General features: G+C 72.7%; 24 protein-coding genes. 9 read left to right on the top strand and 15 right to left on the bottom strand.

Annotation, left to right across the window (positions count from 1 at the left end):
- Window positions 1-59: 59 nt before the first annotated feature.
- The 5 genes from ACF08N_RS06850 to tsaB form a co-directional block, all read right to left on the bottom strand.
- Entirely contained in the window at window positions 60-410 is a 351-nt protein-coding gene (locus ACF08N_RS06850; protein ID WP_392323521.1) for a YciI family protein, read from the bottom strand.
- A 182-nt stretch (window positions 411-592) separates the two neighbouring features.
- Complete coding sequence (locus ACF08N_RS06845; RefSeq protein ID WP_392323520.1) at window positions 593-859, bottom strand: hypothetical protein; 267 nt, start codon at window positions 857-859, stop codon at window positions 593-595.
- Window positions 856-1,962, bottom strand: a complete 1,107-nt coding sequence (tsaD, locus tag ACF08N_RS06840; RefSeq protein WP_392323519.1) for a tRNA (adenosine(37)-N6)-threonylcarbamoyltransferase complex transferase subunit TsaD — start codon at window positions 1,960-1,962, stop codon at window positions 856-858. The genes ACF08N_RS06845 and tsaD overlap by 4 nt, the downstream gene beginning before the upstream one ends.
- Before the next feature lie 27 nt (window positions 1,963-1,989).
- A complete protein-coding gene (gene rimI, locus ACF08N_RS06835) occupies window positions 1,990-2,457 on the bottom strand; it encodes a ribosomal protein S18-alanine N-acetyltransferase (protein WP_392323518.1) in 468 nt (155 codons plus the stop codon).
- Window positions 2,454-3,107 (bottom strand): tRNA (adenosine(37)-N6)-threonylcarbamoyltransferase complex dimerization subunit type 1 TsaB, encoded by a 654-nt coding sequence (gene tsaB, locus ACF08N_RS06830; protein WP_392323517.1) that lies wholly within the window; start codon window positions 3,105-3,107, stop codon window positions 2,454-2,456. The genes rimI and tsaB overlap by 4 nt, the downstream gene beginning before the upstream one ends.
- Before the next feature lie 128 nt (window positions 3,108-3,235).
- Between tsaB and ACF08N_RS06825 the strand changes: the two genes are divergently transcribed.
- A complete protein-coding gene (locus ACF08N_RS06825) occupies window positions 3,236-3,769 on the top strand; it encodes a hypothetical protein (RefSeq protein WP_392323902.1) in 534 nt (177 codons plus the stop codon).
- Between the two features lie 76 nt (window positions 3,770-3,845).
- Here ACF08N_RS06825 and ACF08N_RS06820 read toward each other — a convergent pair whose 3' ends face one another.
- The 4 genes from ACF08N_RS06820 to ACF08N_RS06805 all read right to left on the bottom strand — a co-directional run bounded on the left by ACF08N_RS06820 (window position 3,846) and on the right by ACF08N_RS06805 (window position 7,434).
- Entirely contained in the window at window positions 3,846-4,451 is a 606-nt protein-coding gene (locus ACF08N_RS06820; RefSeq protein ID WP_392323516.1) for a response regulator, read from the bottom strand.
- The gene (locus tag ACF08N_RS06815; RefSeq protein ID WP_392323515.1) at window positions 4,448-5,650 is read right to left on the bottom strand and encodes a sensor histidine kinase; all 1,203 of its coding nucleotides are present in this window, start codon (window positions 5,648-5,650) and stop codon (window positions 4,448-4,450) included. Before ACF08N_RS06815 ends, ACF08N_RS06820 begins: the two co-directional genes overlap by 4 nt.
- A gap of 63 nt (window positions 5,651-5,713) precedes the next feature.
- Window positions 5,714-6,481 (bottom strand): ABC transporter permease, encoded by a 768-nt coding sequence (locus ACF08N_RS06810; RefSeq protein WP_392323514.1) that lies wholly within the window; start codon window positions 6,479-6,481, stop codon window positions 5,714-5,716.
- Window positions 6,478-7,434, bottom strand: a complete 957-nt coding sequence (locus ACF08N_RS06805; protein ID WP_392323513.1) for an ABC transporter ATP-binding protein — start codon at window positions 7,432-7,434, stop codon at window positions 6,478-6,480. Before ACF08N_RS06805 ends, ACF08N_RS06810 begins: the two co-directional genes overlap by 4 nt.
- Before the next feature lie 483 nt (window positions 7,435-7,917).
- On the opposite strand from ACF08N_RS06805, the gene ACF08N_RS06800 reads away from it, so the two are divergent.
- From ACF08N_RS06800 to ACF08N_RS06765, 8 genes are all read left to right on the top strand, one after another.
- Window positions 7,918-8,118, top strand: a complete 201-nt coding sequence (locus ACF08N_RS06800) for a hypothetical protein (RefSeq protein WP_392323512.1) — start codon at window positions 7,918-7,920, stop codon at window positions 8,116-8,118.
- Between the two features lie 74 nt (window positions 8,119-8,192).
- Window positions 8,193-8,354 (top strand): hypothetical protein, encoded by a 162-nt coding sequence (locus tag ACF08N_RS06795; protein ID WP_392323511.1) that lies wholly within the window; start codon window positions 8,193-8,195, stop codon window positions 8,352-8,354.
- Window positions 8,355-8,492: 138 nt separating this feature from the next.
- Entirely contained in the window at window positions 8,493-10,385 is a 1,893-nt protein-coding gene (locus ACF08N_RS06790; RefSeq protein WP_392323510.1) for an alpha/beta fold hydrolase, read from the top strand.
- Entirely contained in the window at window positions 10,382-10,990 is a 609-nt protein-coding gene (locus ACF08N_RS06785; RefSeq protein ID WP_392323509.1) for a hypothetical protein, read from the top strand. The genes ACF08N_RS06790 and ACF08N_RS06785 overlap by 4 nt, the downstream gene beginning before the upstream one ends.
- Before the next feature lie 131 nt (window positions 10,991-11,121).
- Window positions 11,122-11,283 (top strand): hypothetical protein, encoded by a 162-nt coding sequence (locus ACF08N_RS06780; RefSeq protein WP_392323508.1) that lies wholly within the window; start codon window positions 11,122-11,124, stop codon window positions 11,281-11,283.
- Entirely contained in the window at window positions 11,280-12,065 is a 786-nt protein-coding gene (locus ACF08N_RS06775) for a class I SAM-dependent methyltransferase (RefSeq protein WP_392323507.1), read from the top strand. The genes ACF08N_RS06780 and ACF08N_RS06775 overlap by 4 nt, the downstream gene beginning before the upstream one ends.
- A complete protein-coding gene (locus ACF08N_RS06770) occupies window positions 12,062-13,762 on the top strand; it encodes an ABC transporter ATP-binding protein (protein ID WP_392323506.1) in 1,701 nt (566 codons plus the stop codon). The genes ACF08N_RS06775 and ACF08N_RS06770 overlap by 4 nt, the downstream gene beginning before the upstream one ends.
- Entirely contained in the window at window positions 13,759-15,267 is a 1,509-nt protein-coding gene (locus tag ACF08N_RS06765; RefSeq protein ID WP_392323505.1) for a phytoene desaturase family protein, read from the top strand. The genes ACF08N_RS06770 and ACF08N_RS06765 overlap by 4 nt, the downstream gene beginning before the upstream one ends.
- A 23-nt stretch (window positions 15,268-15,290) precedes the next feature.
- Here ACF08N_RS06765 and ACF08N_RS06760 read toward each other — a convergent pair whose 3' ends face one another.
- The 6 genes from ACF08N_RS06760 to ACF08N_RS06735 form a co-directional block, all read right to left on the bottom strand.
- The gene (locus ACF08N_RS06760) at window positions 15,291-15,476 is read right to left on the bottom strand and encodes a hypothetical protein (protein ID WP_392323504.1); all 186 of its coding nucleotides are present in this window, start codon (window positions 15,474-15,476) and stop codon (window positions 15,291-15,293) included.
- A gap of 161 nt (window positions 15,477-15,637) precedes the next feature.
- A complete protein-coding gene (gene tsaE / locus ACF08N_RS06755) occupies window positions 15,638-16,150 on the bottom strand; it encodes a tRNA (adenosine(37)-N6)-threonylcarbamoyltransferase complex ATPase subunit type 1 TsaE (protein WP_392323901.1) in 513 nt (170 codons plus the stop codon).
- Window positions 16,122-17,357: an alpha/beta fold hydrolase gene (locus tag ACF08N_RS06750; RefSeq protein WP_392323503.1), complete on the bottom strand. Its 1,236-nt coding sequence runs from the start codon at window positions 17,355-17,357 to the stop codon at window positions 16,122-16,124. Before ACF08N_RS06750 ends, tsaE begins: the two co-directional genes overlap by 29 nt.
- Window positions 17,358-17,367: 10 nt before the next feature.
- Complete coding sequence (gene alr / locus ACF08N_RS06745) at window positions 17,368-18,558, bottom strand: alanine racemase (RefSeq protein ID WP_392323502.1); 1,191 nt, start codon at window positions 18,556-18,558, stop codon at window positions 17,368-17,370.
- A 57-nt stretch (window positions 18,559-18,615) separates the two neighbouring features.
- Complete coding sequence (locus ACF08N_RS06740) at window positions 18,616-20,082, bottom strand: NAD(P)H-hydrate dehydratase (RefSeq protein ID WP_392323501.1); 1,467 nt, start codon at window positions 20,080-20,082, stop codon at window positions 18,616-18,618.
- 402 nt (window positions 20,083-20,484) lie between these two features.
- Window positions 20,485-20,853 (bottom strand): holo-ACP synthase, encoded by a 369-nt coding sequence (locus ACF08N_RS06735; protein ID WP_392323500.1) that lies wholly within the window; start codon window positions 20,851-20,853, stop codon window positions 20,485-20,487.
- Between the last annotated feature and the right edge of the window lie 2 nt (window positions 20,854-20,855).

Genomic DNA, 20,855 nt, shown 5'->3' with positions numbered 1-20,855 from the left:
CCTTGCGATGCACCGCACCAGACGCCACGTCCTATCCGGCCCTGATCCACCGGACACCCCTAGTCGACCTGACGGACCTCGCAGGTGATGGTCCACCGCTCGGGGTGGATCTCGAGGAAGCGCTTGGCCCATTCCAGGGCCTCGGCCTTGTCCTTGCACTGCATGAGGGCGTAGCCGCCGATGACCTCCTTGGTCTCGGTGAAGGGCCCGTCGGTGTACGACAGCTTCCCGCCGGACCAGGTCACGCGGGTGCCCTCGGAGGTCGGGAGCAGACCGGCGGTGTCCAGCATGACCCCGGCCTTGGTGATCTCTTCGAGCAGCTTGCCCATGCGCTCGTTCAGGTCCTCGGGGAAGTCGTCCTTGGGGATCTCGTTCTCGTTGATACGGATCATCGACAGGAAGCGCGGCACGGTGACTCCTCGGGTCGTGGCGGCGGGGCCGTTCCCCGCCTCTCACCCGTGCGTCGAACGGGAGAGCGCGGGATCGACATCCTCCCGGAAAAATCTTCCCGGAATCTTCCGGACCTTCTGCCGGGCCTTGTTCCGGCGGCTCTCGCGGAAGCTCTCCGGGGAGTCCTCAGGCTCTCCGGGAGTCAGCCGAGCGACTCGAAGCGCCAGCGGTGCACCGGCCGGGTGGTCAGGCCGGCGGCGGGCTCGGGGAGTTCCGGCAGCTCCGCCTCGGCGTGCGCCGCCTCCCACCAGGTGATGACGAGCACTCGGTCCTGCGGAGCCCGGAAGGTCTCGCGGCGCAGCGGAGCGGGCGCGAGCTCCTGTGCGCGGGCCCACTCCAGCAGCTCCGCGCCCCGGCCGTCCGCGGCGCGGGCCTCCCACATCAGGGCGACGACGGTCGGGCCGCTCATGAGTACAGGTTGTCCTGGCTCAGCTCGTGCACGTGGTCGTGGTCGTGGCCGTGGTGGTGCTCTCCGGGCACGTGCGGGTCCGTCACCGGCAGGGACGAGTCCGCGGACAGCTCCCAGTCGGAGGCCGCCCGGTTCCGCGCGACCATCTCCGCGCCCAGCGCGGCGACCATCGCGCCATTATCCGTGCACAGCTTCGGCCGCGGGACGCGCAGCCGGATGCCCGCCCGCTCGCAGCGCTCCTCGGCCAGCGCCCGCAGCCGCGAGTTGGCGGCGACACCGCCGCCGATCATCAGGTGGTCCACGCCCTCGTCCTTGCAGGCGCGCACGGCCTTGCGGGTCAGCACGTCGACGACGGCCTCCTGGAAGGACGCCGCCACGTCCCGCACCGGCACCTCCTCGCCCGCGGCCCGCTTCGCCTCGATCCAGCGGGCGACGGCCGTCTTGAGGCCCGAGAAGGAGAAGTCGTACGCCGGGTCCTTGGCGCCGCTCAGGCCGCGCGGGAACGCGATCGCCTCCGGGTTCCCCTCCTTCGCCAGCCGGTCGATCACCGGGCCGCCGGGAAAGCCGAGGTCGAGTACGCGCGCGATCTTGTCGAACGCCTCGCCGGCCGCATCGTCGATCGTCGCGCCCATCGGACGGACGTCGGCGGTGATGTCGGGGGCGAGCAGCAGCGAGGAGTGACCGCCGGAGACGAGCAGCGCCATGGTCGGCTCGGGCAGCGGGCCGTGCTCCAGCTGGTCGACGCAGATGTGCGAGGCAAGGTGGTTGACCCCGTACAGCGGCTTGTTCAGGGCGTACGCGTACGCCTTCGCCGCCGAGACGCCCACCAGCAGCGCGCCCGCGAGCCCGGGCCCGGCGGTGACGGCGATGCCGTCGAGGTCGCGGGCGGCGACCCCCGCATCCTTCAGCGCGCGCTCGATGGTCGGCACCATCGCCTCCAGGTGCGCGCGCGAGGCGATCTCGGGGACGACGCCGCCGTAGCGGGCGTGGGCGTCCACGCTGGAGGCGACCGCGTCGGCGAGCAGGGTGGTCCCGCGGACGATGCCGACTCCGGTCTCGTCGCAGGAGGTCTCGATGCCGAGTACGAGCGGTTCGTCAGCCATGGGTGTGAGTCTCAGTTCCTTCTGCGGTCAGGCTTGTACGGTCAGGCGCATGACGAGGGCGTCGATGTTGCCGGGCTGGTAGTAGCCGCGGCGGAATCCGATGGGCTCGAAGCCGAAGCGCTCGTACAGCTTCTGGGCCCGGGTGTTGTCCACGCGTACTTCGAGGAGCACCTCGTCGCACTCGAAGGCGGTGGCGTGCTGGAGGAGGTCGGTCAGCAGCCGGGCGCCGAGGCCGGTGCCCCACTGGCCGCGTTCGACGGCGATGGTCTGGACGTCGCCGAGTCCGCCCGCCGCCGCGAGCCCCGCATAGCCGACGATCCTGCCGTCGAGCTCGGCGACGACGTAGCGGCGGGTGGCCTGCGGGCCCCGGGAGTGCGCGAGCTCGGACCAGAACATCCCGGCCGACCAGGCGTCGTCGGGGAACAGCTCGTGTTCGAGTGCGAGCACCGGCCGGATGTCCCACCAGCGCATCTCACGCAGGGCGGCAGGGCTCACTTCGGAGTGACCACCTTGTAGTTCTTGGGCACCTGCGCGTCGGGCCGGCGCAGATACAGCGGCAGCGGGTCGAGGAAGTCCTCGCCGGCCGCCAGCTTCTCGGCCGCGAGCGCGGCGAGTGCGGCGGCGCTCACGTTCTCGGGTCCGCGGGCGTCCGGGAACGTCTCCGGGTACAGCAGGGCCCCCGCGCCGACCGCGGGCAGGCCGGCGACCTGCTCGGCGATGTCGGCGGGCCGGTCGACGGCGGCGTCGGTCACGCGGGCGCGGGCATTGTCGTACCGGGCCCAGTAGACCTCTTTTCGGCGCGCGTCCGTCGCCACCACGAACGGCTCGTCGAGGCCGGCGGCGTAGGCGAGACCGTCGAGGGTGCACACCCCGTGGACGGGGACACCGAGCGCGGACGCGAACGTCGTGGCCGTCACGAGCCCGACGCGCAGTCCTGTGTACGGTCCCGGTCCGACGCCGACCACCAGTCCGGTGACGGCGTCGAGCTTCACCCCGGCCTCGGCGAGCACCCGGTCGACGGCGGGCAGCAGAAGCTCCCCGTGCCTTCGGGCGTCCACCCGGCTGGACTCGGCGACGACGGCGGACCCGTCGTGGAGGGCGGCGGTGACGGCGGGCGTTGCGGTATCCATGGCGAGCAAGAGCACGCAAACAGCCTACGGCTCCCGCGGGCAGGGGACGGCGCCCCGTCGAACGCGGGGCCTGCTGCTAACGTCACCACGACCGGGAAAAGACGCGAAAGGTGGGCACGGTGGCACGGAGCAGCTCGGGACTCGTGGCCGGGCTCACGGCGGCCGCGCTGGCCGTCGTCGGTTTCCTCGCCTATCAGGCGTCGGCGAACGTTCCCGACAGCCTCGGCGCACCCAAGTCCCCGAGCGCGGTCCCGTCGGCGCGGGCCTCCGGCGGCACGCAGGAGAAGGCGAAGGACCCGCTCGCGGTGCCCGCGGACTCCGGCACGGGCGTGCGCGTGGTCTACGCGCTGGGCGACCGGCGGGTGTGGCTGATCGGCGCGAAGGGCAAGCCGCGCACGTTCGAGGTCATGCCGTCGACGGTGAACCCCGCGCCGGGCACGTACACCGTCACCTCGCGCTCGGGCAGCGTCCCCGGGTCGGACGGGGTCCCGGTCGAGCACGTGGTGCGGTTCGCGAAGGTCGGCGACGTGACGATCGGCTTCAGCGCGGCCGTGAACGGCTCGATGGCCAGCCCGGACCCGAACAGGAAGACGGGCGGCGTGCGGATGAAGCGGGCCGACGGGGACGCGATGTGGGTGTTCGCGACGATCGGCTCGAAGGTGATCGTGGTCCCGTAGGGCCACCCGTACGGAACCGCCTGTACGAATCCGTGCGCGGCGGCCCCGGGGCCGCCGCGTGTACCTCCCCTCCGCGTCAGATCCAGCCGCGCTGCCGCGCCATGTGCACGGCCGCGTGGCGGTTCTCCACTCCCAGCTTCGTCGTCACGGACGACAGATAGTTGCGAACGGTCCCCGGCGCCAGTGCCGCCCGCTCGGCGATCTCCTCGATCGGCGCCCCGTCGGCGGCCAGGGAGAGGACATCGGCCTCGCGGGAGCTGAGAGGGGACTCGCCCGCGCTGATGGCGTCCGCGGCAAGGATGGGATCGATGTAGCGGTTGCCCGCGTGGACGGTGCGGATGATGGTGGCGAGTTCCTGGGCGGAGACGGCCTTGGACACGAAACCTCTGACGCCGCAGGCGAGGGCGCGCTTGAGATGGCCGGGCAGACCGTGGCTCGTGACGATCAGCGTCTTGCAGTCCGGCAGGGCCTTGGAGAGCTCCTGGACGACCGAGACCCCGTCCTTGCCGGGCATCTGAAGGTCGAGGACGGCGACATCGGGCTTGCGGCGCAGAGCCATGGCGACGGCCTCGGGTCCGGTGGCGGCCTCGGCGATGACGTCGAGATCGTCCTCGAAGGCGAGGAGAGCGGCGAGTGCGCCGCGGATGAGGTGTTCGTCGTCGGCGAGGAGAACGCGGATCATCGGCTGACCTCATTCGGTAGGTGCACGCTCAGACGGTAGGTGTTCTTGGCCGTGGGGCCGTGCCCGAGGGATCCGCCGAGCGGGAGCAGGCGTTCGGCGAGTCCGGCCAGTCCGCTGCCGGTGCCGCCCGGCGGGTGCTGGCCGGCGCCGTCGTTGGTGATGGTCAGGCGCGTCGCACCGCCCGCGGTGCGGGAGAGGTGGATGGTGCAGTCGCCGGCATGGGAGTGGCGCAGCACATTGGTGACGCCCTCACGGACGGCCCAGCCGAGGGCGGTCTGGGCCTCCTGGGTCAGGGGCGGTTCCGACGCGTTGCCGTCCTGGCGGATGTGGCAGGTGATGCCCGCGGCCTCCAGCACGGAGCGGGCGCCCTGGAGTTCGGTGGCGAGATCGGTGGTGCGGTAGCCCTTGACGACGTCCCTGATCTCCTTGTGGAGGCCGCGGGTGAGGCTCTGCACCTCCGCCAGCTCGGCCCGGGCCTTGGGGTCCTGCGTGAGCCGTTCGGCCAGTTCGGACTTGAGGGCGATCACCGCCAGGTTGCGTCCGATGACGTCGTGCAGGTCGCGCGCGAAGCGCAGGCGCTCCTCGGCGACGACGAGCCTGGCCTGGGCCTCGCGGGCGGCGTTGAGCTGCCACAGCACGGCGAGAAACCACAGCGAGGAGCGCATCAGCACGCCGATGACGGTCCAGGCCGCGATCGTGAAGGCGAGTACGGCGGGGGCGGCCGCGCGGTCGAGGAACAGCGCGACCGCACCGGCCGCGGCGGACTCGGCGAGAGCCACGCCGGCGTACTTGACCGGGCCGAGCAGGGGGGAGAGGGCGAAGGCCGGCGGGATGGCCACCACGATGGAGGCGGTGACCAGGGTGCGTACGCCGTCGAGCCGGCCGGTGCTGTACGCGTAGGGCAGCAGGGCCAGTTCGAGGAGGGTCACCGCGACCATGGCGCAGGCGAGCACCGTCGGCCGGGTGACCCGGCCGACGCCGTAGGCGACGGCGGTCGTGGCGCCGACTCCCTGTACGGCGGTGAGGGCGGCGATCCACCAGCCGACGGCGGGGGGTGCGTGGGCGGCACCGAGACGGGTGAGCAGCGGCCAGAGAAGCGAGGCGAGCAGCAGCCACGGCATGAAGCACAGCATCCACCGGGTCTGTTCGGTCGCTCTCCTGACGTCCGTGCCGTACCGCGCCGTCTCCAGGTCGGTCATGCCCCGTCCCCCGCCCTCCTGCGGTGCCGCTCCCGCCCGCCCTGCCCGTTCTCGCGCGCCGGTTCACCCACGCGGCTCCCAGCGGAACCGGCGCTGCGCCCCCCATGCGGCGAGAGCCGTCCAGACGAGCAGTGTCACGACCCTGGCCGCCGAGTCAATCATCCCGGCGTCGTGACCGGTCCACCCGGACCGCACCAGTTCGATGACCGGGGTCAACGGGAAGAAGCGCAGGACGTCGCCGAGGGCTCCGGGGAGCACCTCCAGCGGAATGAGGGTGCCGGAGGTGAGCAGCAACAGCAGGAAGCCGATGGTGCTCACACCCTGGGCGCTCTCCGCAGTGCGGGCGACGGCGGTGCTGATCGCGGCCGCGGAAGCGGTGAGCAGCGTGCCGAGCAGGATGCCGAGGACGACCAGGTGCGGGGCGGCGGGTGCGCCGAGGCCGGCGATGAGCGAGACGGCGGTGGCGATCAGGGCGAACTGGACGGCGGCGGCGACGGCCATCGGGACGGCCGGGCTCGCGAGGATGACGAGGTCGCCGACCTCTCCGGTGCGCAGCCGCTTCAGGACGTGCTCCTCGCGGCGCAGGACGTAGACGCCGATGAGGGGCGCGTACAGGGCCATGATCAGGACGATCCCGGCGCTGGTGGAGATCATCACCTGGCCGATGGCGAGCCCGGCGTCGTCGAGGTCGAACTGTTTCATGATCGTCGTGGTCCCCATGACGATCAGCACGGGGACGACCATGACGTTGAACAGATTGCTCTTGCTGCGCAGGAAGAGGGTGAGTTCGACCCGGGAGAGCGCGGTGAGGTGGGTGGCGTGGGTGCTCATGCGGGTTCCTTCGTTTCCTTCCCGGCGATCCGCAGAAAGGCTTCCTCCAGGGAAGCCGAACGGGCGTCGAGTCCGTGCAGGACGACTCCCCTGCCGCGGGCCCAGGTGAGGACTTCGGTGGTGGTGTGCTGGAGGTCCCCGGTGGACAACTCGACGCGGCCGTCGGCGGTGACCCCGGCTTCGGCCCTCAGGTCGGCGGCGGGCGGCAGGTCGTCGGGGCCGAGGCCCGGCGGGAGGCGGAAGCCGAGGGTGGAGGGGTGGGCGGCGACGATGTCGTCGACGGTGCCCGTCGCGGCGATCCGTCCCGCGTGCATGACCGCCAGTTGGTCGGCGAGTTGTTCGGCCTCTTCGAGGTAGTGCGTGGTGAGCAGGATCGTGGTGCCCTCGGTGCGCAGCCGCCTGATGATCTGCCAGGTGTCGTGGCGGCCCTCGGGGTCCATGCCGGTGGTGGGCTCGTCCAGGAAGAGCAGCTCCGGTCGTCCGAGGGTGGCCAGCGCCAGATCCAGCCGCCGCTTCTCGCCGCCGGAGAGGTTCTTGACGGCGACGTCCTTGCGTCCGGCCAGACCGACCATGGAGACGGCCTCGCCGACCGGGCGGGGGGCCGTGGTGCAGGAGGCCCACATGCGGACGGTCTCCGACACGGTCAGATCCGTGGGAAATCCGCCGTGCTGGAGCATCACTCCGGTACGCGGGCGCACGCGCTTGCGATCCCGTACGGGGTCAAGTCCTCCGAAAAGGCGGATCGTTCCCTTCGTGGGCCGGGCAAGGCCCTCCAGAAGCTCCACGGTTGAGGTCTTTCCGGCGCCGTTGGTTCCGAGAAGAGCGAACAACTCCCCTTTGCGCACGGCGAGTTCGATGCCGCGGACCGCGTCGAAGCCGCGCGGACCCTCGGGTCCGTACCGGCGCCAGAGACCTGTGACCTCGATCACATTCGGCTGGATCGTGACTGTCATGCAGAACATGTTCACGGACCACGAACCACGGTGGCGGTGAGAGGCGTCATGGGTTCGCATGACAGACATCACGGCGCTCCATGACATCCGTCATTCTCCGGAAGGACATCGTCCGAATTTCACTGTGATCCAGGTCATATTCCGAACCTCCCGGATGGTGTTTCCATCCGTTCACGCCGCCTGGCGATCGCCTCGGAACGACTACCCGATGGCAGACCGGACAGCGCAACAGGGGGACGACATCCGATGCCTGACACGGCTTCATGTGCCATGGGGGCCGACGGCATGTCACGGACGGCAAACGGGGCGGAATTCATCATCTGCGATGCGGGGGACACCGGCGGCTCATGCCGTCACTCCCCTGTCGTACGGGCCTGATCTCCGACTCGGCTCCCTGACCACTCCCGGCGGCGTACAGCCGCTCCGCACCCCTTCGCGGAGCGGCTGATCACCACTGGAAATCCTTTACAGAAAAGGAATGTCATGACCGAGATCGTTTCCTTCGTCAACGGCCTGGACCTCGGCACCATCGAGGCGGCCGGCGCCCACACCGACCAGACCCCGGTCCTCGCCACCCCGGCCGCCGCGCTCGCCGCCATCGGCGGCGCCAAGGCCGTCGGCGCCTTCGTCGGCGGCGCGACCCTGGTCGGCGGCGCCTACGCCCTCGGCCGCGCGGTCGGCTGACCCGACCCGCAGCCCCCCTCACCACCTACCGCTCCGGCGCCACCGCGCCGGACGGCGATCCGAAAGGACGCGAGATGAACGACGTCACCAACGCCGTGAACGAGATGGAGCTGCCCGTGGAGGGCGTCATCTTCCCCGACGCCACCCCGGTTCTGGCCACACCCGGCGCCTTCCTGGGCGGCGTGGCGATCTCCTCCGCCGTGGTCGGCGCGTTCGAGCTCGGCCGCAACGGCTGACACGCGAACGGCTGACAGCTGCCGGCCCCTGACCGGGGCAGGCAGGTGCTCTCCGGCTGCCGGGCCAGAGGTGCGTTCTGGCCCGGCAGACCCCTGCCAACCTAGACCTCCCCTGCGGGGCGCCGCGAAAGGGACTTCGTGAAATTCGCCAAAAAGATCACCGCCGCGGTGTTCGGTCCGGTTCCCCTGAGCCGGGACCGTGCCCTCGGCCTGTCCGAGCGGCTCGCCGCCGTCACCACGCTGACGTCGTCTCTCGAATACCTTTCGCAGCGCAAGGAGATACGCAAGGGAGGACTCAACGACTGGGACATCGTCAAGGACGTCCAGGCCGAATCCACCCCGCTCGTCCGCCGGTTACTGAACACGGTCAGCGGACCGAGGACGACCACGGCCCTGCACGTCGCGCGCGCAGTGGTCTCCGCCGGCATGCTGCTGCCCGGCAACTCCCGCCGGCGCGGCGCCGGAAGCCTCTTCCTCGGCGCGACGTCCGCCCTGCTCTACCCGCGCCACCGCTACGGCACCGACGGCTCCGACCAGGTGACGATCCTGGTCCAGACGGCCACCGGCGCCGCCCGAATGGTGCCGTCCCCCGAGGCGAAGGACGCGCTGCTCTGGTACGTCGCGCTCCAGGCCAACCTCTCGTATCTGATCTCCGGCTGGGTCAAACTCCTCGGCGAGCCCTGGCGCGACGCCTCCGCGCTCGGCGGCGTGATGCGCACCCGCACCTACGGCCACCAGGGCATGTTCCGCTGGACCCAGGACCATCCCAGAACCGCCAGGTACCTCACCCACGGCGTGCTCGCGCTGGAGTGCCTCTTCCCTCTCGCCTACGCCGGCGGCGGCCGTCTGGCCCGGCCCGTCATCGCCAGTGCCGCCGCGTTCCACCTGGCCAACGGCTACTTCATGGGCCTCGGCCGGTTCGTGACCGCGTTCACCGCCATGCACCCGATGGTCGCCTACACCTCGGCGCCCCGAAGCCACCCCGCCGTCGCCGGACGCGACGACCGTGCCCTGCCCGCCGCGCTGACGCTGCTCGCCGGAGCCGCGGTGATCGCCGCCGGGACGGCCGTCCAGCGACGCCTGCGCACCACCGAGGGCTGGCACACCTCCCGCGTGCTGACCAGCCGCCACGACAACGAGCTCCAGTACGAGGTGCTCTCCCACGGGGACGGCGAGCGGCCCGTCATGGTGTTCGCCGCCGGGATGGTCTCCACCAGCGAGCATTTCTCGTGGATCACCGAGCGCCTCGCCAAGGAGACCGAGTACGGCGTCATCACCTACGCCCGGGCCGGCTACGCCGGAAGCCGCCGCGGGTCCACCGCCCGGTTCGGGTTGCGGGAGTCCGCCGACGACCTCGTGGACCTCGTGGGCGGCGCCGTCGCCCCGCACCGCAAGGTGGTGCTCGTCGGCCACTCGCTCGGCGGTGAGATCGCCCGCCGCGCCGCCCGGCAGCTGGGCGACCGTCTGCACGGCATCGTCTACCTCGACTCCTCCCACCCCGACGAGCTCAACCGCTCCAAGCAGCAGAGCGACACCGCGGAGAGGCTGCGCGGCTCCCTCACCCAGATGACGTGGTTCCTGCGTCTGGGCACCGGCGTTCTCATGGCCCGCCCGGACTGGATCGAGGCGCTGCCCGTCGCCTACCGCAAGAAGGCCTTCGCCCAGTACGCCGATGCGCGGATGTGGGAGGCCGGACGCCGTGAATGGGACGCGGTGGAAGCCGACTTCCGGTCCTTCTCGGGCGAACTGGAGACGATCGAGGGGGCGCACGGCCTGGTCGTCTCCGCCCAGCAGACCGTCGACCGCGACCCCGACCAGCTGCTGATGCACAAGGAGCTCGCCGAGGCGCACCGGGGAGGCCGCACCGACATGCTGGTCGTCGAGGGCGCCGGGCACGACACCGTGCTCACCCAGAGCCGCTTCGCCCACCGGGTGGCCGACCGCATCACCGCGTTCTTCGACGACCTCGGCCCGGGCGGCCCGCCGGCCGCGGCAGCCGGCCCGTCCACCGACCAGGAGGCCTCCCGGTGACCACCCCCCGCGCCGTCGCGTCGAGCCTGTTCACCGGCAGGGGCGCCGGCTGGCGTCTGGCCGGGGCCGCGATGCTGGTCGGCACCCTCGCCGCCCAGCACCCGAACCCGATGTTCAACCGGCTGCAGCTCAAGGACACCTTCTCGGTGCTGCCGAACTGGCGGTTCTTCGCACCCACCCCGGCCATGCACGACTACCACTTCCTCTACCGCACGCTGGACGCCGACGGCACCACATCCCCGTGGCGGGGCGTCGATGTCATCGAGGGCCGCAAGCCCTGGCAGATCGCCTGGTTCCCGACCCGCCGGCCCGAGAAGGCCGTCTTCGACATCTGCAGCGAGATCCTCCACGTCATCGACAAGGGCTTCGCCGTGGTGACCCGCACCTCCGCGTACCGGACGCTCACCGAGTACCTGCGCGCGACCGTCGACGCCCAGGGTGACGCGGCCCGTACGGTCAGGGGCTTCCAGTTCGCGCTGGCCCGTGCCACCGGTTACGACAGGAGCGGCGATCCCGAGATGGTGTTCGTCTCCCCCTACACCCCGTACGCCCCGCACACGAGCGCGGTCCCCCCGACGCCCGCCGAGACCGAAGCAAGGAGCTGACCGTGGCCGCCTACATCGTCGTCGCCATCGGAGCCGTGATCGCCGGAGCCATCGCCTTCGGTGTGCTCAAGAGGTAACCGTCCATGTCACACACGCCCCCGGAGGCCGGGGGCGGCGGAAGGGAGAGCGGGATGAACAAGACCGCACTGGCCGGGTGCCTCGTCGTGGCGTTCGGCGTGATCGGTTTCCTGGCCGGTACCGGAGTCATCAATGTCGCTGTCGCCAGTGGCGCCGGACTCGCGCTGCTCCTCGCGGCCGGCGTCGAACTGAACAGGAAGAGGAAGGGCCAGTGAACGCAGTCAACGACATCGGCTACGGACGGCAGTTCGCCGGCTGGTACGACCGGCTCTTCCCCAAGGACGCGTCCGCCGCCGACACCGCGCGGCGCATAGCCTCGCTCCACCCCGATCCCGCCTCGGGCACCGTCGAGTTCGGCGTCGGAACCGGCCGGATCGCGCTGCCGCTCGCCCGGCGCGTCGGGCGGATCACGGGCATCGACTCCTCACCCGAGATGCTCGACGGCCTGCGTACCGCCCTCGGCGGCGACACCGCCGTCGAGCCCGTGCACGCGGACATCCGCACCTACACGGCCGACCGCACCGCCGGACTCGTCTACTGCGTCTGCGGCACCCTGTCCATGCTGCTCACCGCCGACGAACAGCGCCAGGCGATCCGGCGCGCCGCCGACCTGCTCGGCCCCGGCGGACGCCTCGTCGTGGAGACCCACAACAAGCCCGCCATCCTCGCCCTCCACGAAGGGCGCAGCCACGCCACGTACTTCACCCCGTACCCGGAGCCCGGCACCGGACTGCAGACCCACTCCACCCTGCTGCCGGAACGCGACCTGTGGCACTGCTCCCACATCTGGTACGAGTCCGACGGCACCACCCGCGTCGGCACCGAGCTGTCCCGGCTCACCCACCCGGACGAGGTCGACGCCTACGCCCGTGACGCCGGTCTGGAGCCGGAGAGCCGCACCGCGAGTTGGTCCGGCGACGGCGACCCGTACACCGAGCAGTCCCCCATGTTCGTCTCCACCTACGTCAGGTCCGCGCACGCCGAGGCCGCGGCGTGAACGTCTGGAAGATCGCCCGCAGGCACCGCGCACTGCTGCTGACCGGCATCGTCCTCGGCGTCGCCGGCGCGGCGGCGACCCTGGCCCAGCCCGTGGTCATCGGCGAGATGATCGAGGCCGTCGCGGCGGACCGGTCGCTGACGGGCCCGATCCTGCTGGCCGCCGGTCTGTTCGCCGCCGACGCCGCTCTCGCCGCGGCGCATGCGTACGCCATCGGCCGGGCCGGGGAGAACGTCGTCCACGACATCCGGCACACGCTGGCCGCCCGGCTGCTGCGCTCCCGGCTCGCGTCCTACAACCGGTGGGACCAGGGCGATGTGTTCACCCGGATGGTCACCGACACCTCACTGGCCCGCATCTGCATGACCCAGGCCCTCGCCCAGATCGTCACCAGCGCCTTCATGGTCGTCGGCGGGATCGCCCTGATGGCCTGGCTCGACCCGCTGCTGCTCGCCACCACCCTCGGCTGCCTCTCGGTCGCCAGTGCGGTCTCGCTGCTGCTGGCACGTCAGGTCCGGCGGGTGTCGGTGGGCAACCGCGAGGACACCAGCACCTTCGGCTCCGCCCTGATGCGCGTCATGGGTGCCCTGCCGACCGTCAAGGCGTCCCGGGCCGAGGCCCGCGAGACGGCCCACCTCACCGGCCTCGCCCAGCGGGCCCGGCGCTCCGGCATCCGCGTCTCCGCACTGTCGGCGATGCTGACCCCGGCCATGAACGTCGGCACACAGGTCGCGCTGACCGTCGTCATCGCCTGGGGCATGGCCCGCGTGGCCACCGGCGACATGGCACCCGCCGATCTGACGTCGTTCCTGATGTACCTCTTCTACCTGGTGTCGCCGCTGGTGATGCTGTTCATGTCGATCGCCCAGTTCCAGCAGGGCAGGGCTTCCGTCGACCGCATCGCCGAACTCGGCACCATCGAACAGGAGGACGGCGGCGACGGCCCCGAGGCGGCCGTCGAGGGGCACGGCCTCTCCTTCGAGAACGTCTCCTTCTCCTACCCCGGAAGCGACACCGTCGTCCTCGACGGCGTGTCCTTCACGGTCCCCGAGCGCGGACTCACCGCCGTCGTCGGCCCGTCCGGCGCGGGCAAGAGCACCGTGTTCCAGCTCGTCGAGCGCCTCTACGAACCGGTGTCCGGCACAGTGCGCATCGGCCGCACCGACACCGCCCGGATGCCACTGGCCCAGCTGCGCTCCCTCGTCGGCTACGTCGACCAGGAACACACCCTGCTGCGCGGCACCATCCGCGAGAACCTCCTCTACGCCGCCCCGGACGCCGCGGAGGCGGACATCGACGAGGCGCTGCGCATGGCCCATCTCACCGAGGTGATCGCCGCCCTGCCCGACGGCCTCGACACCGAACTCGGTGAACGCGGCTCCGGCCTGTCCGGCGGCCAGCGCCAGCGACTGGCCATCGCCCGCTCCCTCCTGCAGCACCCCAGGATCGTGCTCCTCGACGAGGCCACCGCCCACCTCGACGGGGACTCGGAGGCGGCCCTGCACGACAGCATCGCCACCATCTCCCGCCGGTGCGCGGTCGTCGTCATCGCCCACCGCTTCTCCACCATCACGCAGGCCGAGAAGATCATCCTGCTGGACGCGGGCGCGGTGCGGGCCACCGGAACCCACGCCGACCTCACCGAGAGCAGCAGCCTCTACCGCAGACTCGCCGAACACCAGATGGCCACCGCATGACCGCGGACGCCGCCGTCGTCGGCACCGGCCCCAACGGACTCGCCGCGGGAGTCACCCTCGCCCGCGCCGGTCTGACGGTGGAGCTGTACGAGAAGGCCGACACCATCGGCGGCGGCCTGCGCACCACGCCGCTGTTCGACCGCGACGTGTCGCACGACATCTGCTCGGCCGTCCACCCGATGGCCGCCGCCTCCGCCTTCTTCCGCCACTTCGACCTGCCCGCACGCGGGGTGCGGCTCGTCCAGCCCGACATCCCCTACGCCCACCCCCTGCCCGGCGGCCGGGCCGCGGCGGCATGGCGCAGCATCGCCCGCACCGCCGACCACCTGGGCGCGGACGGGCCACGCTGGGCCCGCCTCATGGGGCCCCTCGCCACCCGCTCCAGCGCCCTCGTCGACCTGATGCTCTCCAGCCACCGCGCCGTGCCCCGCGATCCGGTCGCACCCCTGCTGCTCGCGCCCCGTGTCCTCGCCCATGCCACCTCCCGCACGCCGTTCACCACCGAACCGGCGCGGGCACTGCTGACCGGTGTGGCCGCGCATGCCGTCGGCACACTGCCCTCGGTGGCGTCCGCGGCGGTCGCGATGCTCCTGGCCCACACCGCCCACAGCAGCGGCTGGCCCCTGCCGGAAGGCGGCAGTGTCCGCATCGCCGACGCCATGGCGGCCGACATCACCGCCCACGGCGGCATCTTCCACACCGGACACCACGTCCGGGACCTGGCCGAACTGGGCGATGTCCCGCTCGTCCTGCTGGACGTCGGCCCGAGAGAACTCCTCGCCCTTGCCGGGCAGCGCCTGCCCGCCCGCTACCGGCGCGCCCTGCACCGGTACCGGTACGGCCCGGGGGCGGCCAAGGCCGACTTCCTCGTCAACGCCCCCATCCCCTGGACCGACCCGCTCGTGGGGCAGGCGGGCACGGTGCACCTCGGCGGCACCCGGGCCGACATCGTCCGGCAGGAGAACGCGGCCGTGGCGGGGGAACGCGTCGAGGACCCGTTCGTACTGGTCGTCGATCCGGCCGTCACCGACCCGTCGAGGGCTGCCGGCGGCAGACGGCCCGTGTGGGCCTACGCCCATGTCCCCCACGGCGACACCCGCGACCCCGTCGACCTGATCCGCCGGCGCATCGAGGAGTACGCCCCCGGATTCACCGACACGGTCATTGCATCCCGCGGCCTCTCGGCCGCTCGGTTCGAGACGTACAACCCCAACTACGTGGGCGGGGACATCGCGGCCGGCGCCATGACCCTGCGCCAGGCGCTCGCGCGCCCGACAGCGCGGTGGGACCCGTACACGACGCCGCTTCCCGGCGTGTACCTGTGCTCGGCGTCCACTCCGCCCGGGCCGTCCGTGCACGGCATGTGCGGGTATCTCGCCGCCCTGTCCGCGCTGCGCCGTCACCACGGCATACGGATCGCACCCGACCTGTCGCCGGACGGGAGGACTCCTCCGATGCCTGCGCGCGGTGACGTACGGCCCTCCGCTCCGCGGAACGGAAGGTGACAGTCTCCCGCCGCGCGGGCCCGCTACGCGGCGTCGCGCCGCGCCTCGGCCGGCTCCTGCGCCCGCGGCGCCTCGCGCGGCGGGGTCGACACCGCACTGGCCGCCGCGCAGGACGCCAGCAGGTCACGCATCGACAGCGCCGGTGCGTGCGGCACGGGTGCCGCGGTCGACTGCTGCCGGTTGTGCGGTTCGCGCTCCGATGCCGACATGGACGCCTCCTGGTGGGCTCCGGGGGCAGCGTGGTTAGGTAGACCTAACCAGGTCTCGACACCATGTCATCACGCGTGGGACGCCGCGCGCAACATTTTCCCGACGTCTTGTCGGAACGTACGGCGTTTCGCCGCCGGGGCCGCGCCCGCGACCCTCCGGTTCAGGCCGGGTCCAGCCCCGCCCAGCGCTCCCCGTACCCGCGCACCACCACCTCGCGGCGGTCGTCCTCCGTGTCGCCCACGACCCGGTGGATCACCACGTGGAGCCGGTCCTCGGACAGGTCCTCGACCTTGCCCTCGCCCCACTCCACGACCACCACCGACTCCGGCAGAGAGACGTCGAGGTCGAGGTCCTCCATCTCGTCGAGACCCCCGCCCAGGCGGTACGCGTCGACGTGGACGAGCGCCGGGCCGCCCGTCAGGGAGGGGTGGACGCGGGCGATCACGAACGTCGGCGACGTGACGGCGCCGCGCACCCCGAGCCCCTCGCCCAGGCCGCGCGTCAGTGTCGTCTTGCCCGCGCCCAGCTCGCCCGTGAGCATCACCAGGTCGCCGGGGCGCAGCAGTTTCGCGAGCCTGCGGCCCAGCTCCTGCATCTGCTCGGGGGACTCGATCGAGAGGCGGGCGGAGCCGGCGACGGCCGACTCAGCCGCCGGGCTGTGCGGTGCTTCCAGCGGTGCTTCCATACGTGCCAACGTTAGCCGCTGCCGGGACCGCGCCGGCGCGGGCGAGCAGGTCCGCCAGCCGGTCGGTGACCGCCTCGGGATGCTCCAGCATCACGAGGTGCCCCGCGTCCGGCACGATCACCAGCTCGGCCTCCGGCATCAGATCGGCGATCGCCTCACTGTGCGTACCGGGCGTGACCAGGTCCTTGTCACCCGCGAGGACGAGGACCGGCATCCCCTCGAACACGACGAGTGCCTCGGCCTTGTCGTGCTCGGCGAAGGCCGGGTAGAACTCGGCGACCACATCGATCGGCGTCGACTCGATCATCCGTTCCGCGAACCGCGCGACCGCCGGGTCCACGTCCCTCGACGAGAACGAGTACCGCTTGATCAGCCCCGCGAACAGGTCCGCCGTCGCCCGCCTGCCCCGCTCGACCAGCTCCGCCTGCGAGCCGAGGGCCCGCAGCACCCCGGGCAGCACCCGGCGCACCGCGTTGACGCCCGCCACCGGGAGGCCGTAGCTGACCTCGCCGAGCTTGCCGGACGACGTGCCGATCAGGGCGATCGCGGCCACCCGCTCCCGTACGAACTCGGGGTAATGGGCACCCAGCGCCATCATCGTCATGCCGCCCATCGAATGGCCGACGAGCACCAGCGGGCCCTCCGGAGCCGCCGCGTCGACGACCGCCTTCAGGTCACGGCCGAGCTGGTCGATGGAGACCGGCACGCCGTCCGGGCCCGCCTGCGCGGCGCCGCGCGCCGAACGGCCGTGGCTGCGCTGGTCCCAGTACACCGCGCGCACCAGACCGCGCAGCGCCGCCCGCTGGAAGTGCCAGGAGTCCTGGCTGAGGCAGTAGCCGTGGCTGAAGACGACGGTCACGGGGGCGGGCGCCTTGCGGCCGAACATCCGGCGGCGGCGCGGTGCGGCCACCTCCGGGTCGACCTCCTCCACCTCGTAGTGGAGCTCGGTGCCGTCGTCCGCGACCGCCGTGCCCACCACACCGCGCAGCGACCCGTAGGGGCCGGCTGCGTCGAGAGCGAGCCGCGCCTTCCTGCGCATGCCGCGCCCGACGGTGAGCCGCTCGAGCGCTACGCCCGCGGCGGCACCGGCCGCGACCACACCTATCGCGGCGCCGGCGATGCCCGCCCTGCGCCAGTTGCCCGTGGCCACCGCTGCGGCGGCCTCGGCCACGTCCCCCGTGCTGGTCTCGCTCACCGTGCCTCTCCTACTCGTCGGTGGTGGTCCGCTCGTCGTGGTCCCCGGGAATCTCGTTCACATACACGCGCGGCACCCTGGCGCCGATGCGGGTGACGATCTCGTACGCGATCGTGTCCGCGGCCTGCGCCCAGTCCTCGGCGGTCGGCTCGCCCCGGTCGCCCGGGCCGAACAGCAGGGCCTCGGCCCCCTCCTCGACCGTCTGCCCGCCGAGATCGACGACGAACTGGTCCATCGCCACCCGTCCGGCGATCCGCCGCCACTTCCCGCCCACCAGCACCGGACCGCGGCCCGACGCATGACGCGGTATGCCGTCCGCGTAACCGAGGGGGACGAGGCCGAGCGTCGTCTCCGCGCCGGTGACGTAGTGGTGTCCGTAGCTGACGCCGTGGCCGGCGGGCACGTGCTTGACGAGCGCCACCGACGCGGCGAGCGTCATCACCGGGCGCAGGCCGAAGTCGGCGGGCGTGCCCAGCTCGGGGCTGGGCGACACCCCGTACACCGCGATCCCGGTCCGTACGAGATCGAAGTGGGCTTCCGGAAGGGTCAGCGTCGCCGGGGAGTTGGCGATGTGCCGCACCTCGGGCTCGATGCCCGCCTTCTCGGCGTGGTCGAGCATGTCCCGGAAGACGTGCAACTGGGCGGCGATCGAGGGGTGTCCGGGCTCGTCGGCGCAGGCGAAGTGCGACCACAGGCCCGTGACCTCGACCAGGCCCTCGTCCTCGGCGGCCCGCGCGGCCGCGACGAGGGCGGGCCAGTCGGCGGGCTGGCAGCCGTTGCGGCCCAGTCCGGTGTCGGCCTTGAGCTGGATCCGCGCCGGGGCGCCTGCCTCCCTGGCCGCCGCCGTGACCTCCTTCAGCGCCCACAGGCCGCTCACGGACATGTCGAGGTCCGCCTCGATGCCCTCGCGCCACGGGTCGCCCGGCGTCCACAGCCAGCACATGATCCTGCCGCCGACCCCGGCCGCGCGCAGGGCGAGCGCCTCGTGCGGGGTGGCCGTGCCCAGCCAGGTCGCCCCGGCGGCGAGCGCGGCACGGGCGCAGGGCACCATGCCGTGCCCGTACGCGTCCGACTTGACCACGGCCATCAGCGCGGCGCGCGGCGCGCGGGCACGCAGCGCGCGGACGTTGGCGCGCAGGGCCGCGAGGTCGATCTCGGCACGGGCTCTCGGCGGTGCGGGGGGCGGCGGTGTCTGGCTCATCGCGCCCAGTGTCTCAGAGCCGTACGACTCGATCCGTACCTGCGGCGGTCGACTGTGTCACTCGCCGGGCCGCCCTCCCGCCGCCGATCGGCTCACATCGTGCCAGGCGGCCGGGAGAGTCGCCGCCACCTCGTCCGCGATGATCGGCACGCCCCGCGCGGCGCGGATCCGGGCCGCGAGGCCGTGCAGATAGGCGGCGGCGGAGCCCGCGTCGCGCGCGTCGAGCCCGGCGGCCAGCAGCGAACCGGCGAGCCCGGAGAGCACGTCACCGCTGCCCGCGGTGGCCAGCCACGGCGTTCCCATCGGGTTGACGCGCACCGGGGAGCGGCCGCCGTCCGCGGCGGCGACCAGCGTGGTCGAGCCCTTGAGCAGCACGGTCGCCCCGAACCGCGCGGCCAGCTCCCGCACGGACGCGAGCCGCGCCGCCTCCACCTCATCGCGCGACACGCCGAGCAGGGCGGCGGCCTCGCCCGCGTGCGGCGTCATGAGGGTGGGGGCGGCCCGCTCGCGTACGGCGGCCGCGTCCAGCAGCCGCAGCGCGTCGGCGTCGACCAGTACGGGAACGTCCGAGGCGAGCACGTCCCGCACGGCGTCCCCGTTCTCCCCGATGCCCGGCCCGACGACCCAGGACTGGACCCGGCCGGCCTTCCCCGGCGGTCCCGCGTGCACCAGGCTCTCCGGGAAGCGCCCGATCACCGCGTCCGCCGCCGGCCCCACGTACCGCACGGCACCGGCGCCGCCGCGCAGCGCGCCCGCCACGGCGAGCACGGCCGCGCCCGGGTAGCGCGCGGACCCGGCGACGATGCCGACGACACCGCGGCGGTACTTGTCGCTCTCCGCGGCCGGCAGGGGCAACAGCCGTGCCACGTCCGCGTGTTGCAGCGCCTCCAGGTCCGGCACGGACGGCAGGTACTCCTCGATGCCGATGCCGACCAGCCGGACCGTGCCCGTGTACTCCTTGGCCGGGTCGACGAGCAGGCCGGGCTTGTACGTCCCGAACGTCACCGTCGTGTCCGCGCGCAGCGCCTCCCCCCGCACCTCGCCCGTGTCGGCCTCGATGCCGCTCGGCAGGTCGACGGCGACGACGACGGCGTTCGATCCGCGGGCGGCGCGCGCCACCGGCACGGCGTCCGGGCGCAGTCCGCCGTGTCCGCCGATCCCGGTGATGCCGTCCAGCACCAGGTCGGCGGAGGCGAGCGCCTCGAACGGGTCGTCCGCGACCCGGCCCCCGGCGGCGAGCAGGGCGGCGAGGCCCGCGGGGTGGGCCCGGTCGGGGGCGAGCAGCACCGCGGCGACCCCGGCGCCGCGCCGGGCGAGGCGCGCCCCGGCGAAGAGGGCGTCGCCGCCGTTGTCCCCGCTCCCGGCGAGCACCACGACGCGCGCGCCGTACACCCGGCCCAGCAGCCCGGCACAGGCGGCGGCGAGCCCGGCGGCGGCCCGCTGCATGAGCGCGCCGTCGGGCAGCCGGGCCATGAGCTGCACCTCGGCGTGCCGGACGGTCTCGACGCTGTAGGCAGTACGCATGCCCCCGAGTCTCCCCCACGCCCCCACCTCCCGCGCGAGGACGCCGCGCCACAAGTGTCGTGACGGACGCGCGAGTTAGCGCGCGGGCCGGGGGGACGTCGAGGAGCGGCCCTGGGGCCGGTAACTGTGCCCGGCGCGCCGGGTGATGGGGCCGCGCGCAGCGCCTCCGGAAGCCGCGTTACGCGCCTCCCGGAGGCCAGGGCCCCCGCCGCCTTCGCCCCGTCACGGCCCGCGGCGCGGGAACGCACGGCCCGCGGCGCGGGCGCCCACGGTCCGCACCGCCCCTGCCAGGGCGCCGCCCCCGCGCGGGAAGCGCCCCTCCGCGGCCGTCGCCGAGCCCGTGGCGGAGGGGCGCGCCGACGCGGACGGCGACCGCCGCGGCGGAAGTGCCCCCGGCGCGCCCTACCCCTCCGCGATCACCACCGCAGATGCCACCCCCGCGTCGTGGCTGAGCGACACGTGCCAGGACCGCACACCCAGCTCCGCCGCGCGCGCCGCGACCGTGCCGCGGACGCGCAGGCGGGGGCGGCCCGAGTCCTCCACGTAGACCTCGGCGTCCGTCCACAGCAGACCGGCCGGGGCCCCCAGCGCCTTGGCCAGCGCCTCCTTCGCGGCGAACCTCGCCGCGAGGGAGGCGTATCCCCTCCGCTCCCCGCTCGGCAGCAGCAACTCGTGTGCCACGAACAGCCGTTCCGCCATGCTCGGCGTGCGCTTCAGCGACGCGGCGAACCGGTCGATCTCGGCCACGTCGATCCCCACCCCGATGATCATGC

The sequence above is a fragment of the Streptomyces sp. NPDC015127 genome, from assembly GCF_043080095.1.
In the GTDB taxonomy this organism is placed as follows: domain Bacteria; phylum Actinomycetota; class Actinomycetes; order Streptomycetales; family Streptomycetaceae; genus Streptomyces.
This window is presented reverse-complemented; position numbering and strand designations above follow the sequence as displayed.

Coding starts and splice junctions, on each gene's coding strand:
- ACF08N_RS06845 (WP_392323520.1), bottom strand. CDS start 859: ATGAGCGGCCCGACCGTCGTCGCCCTGATGTGGGAGGCCCGCGCCGCG.
- tsaD (WP_392323519.1), bottom strand. CDS start 1,962: ATGGCTGACGAACCGCTCGTACTCGGCATCGAGACCTCCTGCGACGAG.
- ACF08N_RS06820 (WP_392323516.1), bottom strand. CDS start 4,451: ATGATCCGCGTTCTCCTCGCCGACGACGAACACCTCATCCGCGGCGCA.
- ACF08N_RS06815 (WP_392323515.1), bottom strand. CDS start 5,650: ATGACCGACCTGGAGACGGCGCGGTACGGCACGGACGTCAGGAGAGCG.
- ACF08N_RS06810 (WP_392323514.1), bottom strand. CDS start 6,481: ATGAGCACCCACGCCACCCACCTCACCGCGCTCTCCCGGGTCGAACTC.
- ACF08N_RS06805 (WP_392323513.1), bottom strand. CDS start 7,434: ATGACAGTCACGATCCAGCCGAATGTGATCGAGGTCACAGGTCTCTGG.
- ACF08N_RS06800 (WP_392323512.1), top strand. CDS start 7,918: ATGACCGAGATCGTTTCCTTCGTCAACGGCCTGGACCTCGGCACCATC.
- ACF08N_RS06795 (WP_392323511.1), top strand. CDS start 8,193: ATGAACGACGTCACCAACGCCGTGAACGAGATGGAGCTGCCCGTGGAG.
- ACF08N_RS06780 (WP_392323508.1), top strand. CDS start 11,122: ATGAACAAGACCGCACTGGCCGGGTGCCTCGTCGTGGCGTTCGGCGTG.
- ACF08N_RS06765 (WP_392323505.1), top strand. CDS start 13,759: ATGACCGCGGACGCCGCCGTCGTCGGCACCGGCCCCAACGGACTCGCC.
- ACF08N_RS06760 (WP_392323504.1), bottom strand. CDS start 15,476: ATGTCGGCATCGGAGCGCGAACCGCACAACCGGCAGCAGTCGACCGCG.
- alr (WP_392323502.1), bottom strand. CDS start 18,558: ATGAGCCAGACACCGCCGCCCCCCGCACCGCCGAGAGCCCGTGCCGAG.
- ACF08N_RS06740 (WP_392323501.1), bottom strand. CDS start 20,082: ATGCGTACTGCCTACAGCGTCGAGACCGTCCGGCACGCCGAGGTGCAG.
- ACF08N_RS06735 (WP_392323500.1), bottom strand. CDS start 20,853: ATGATCATCGGGGTGGGGATCGACGTGGCCGAGATCGACCGGTTCGCC.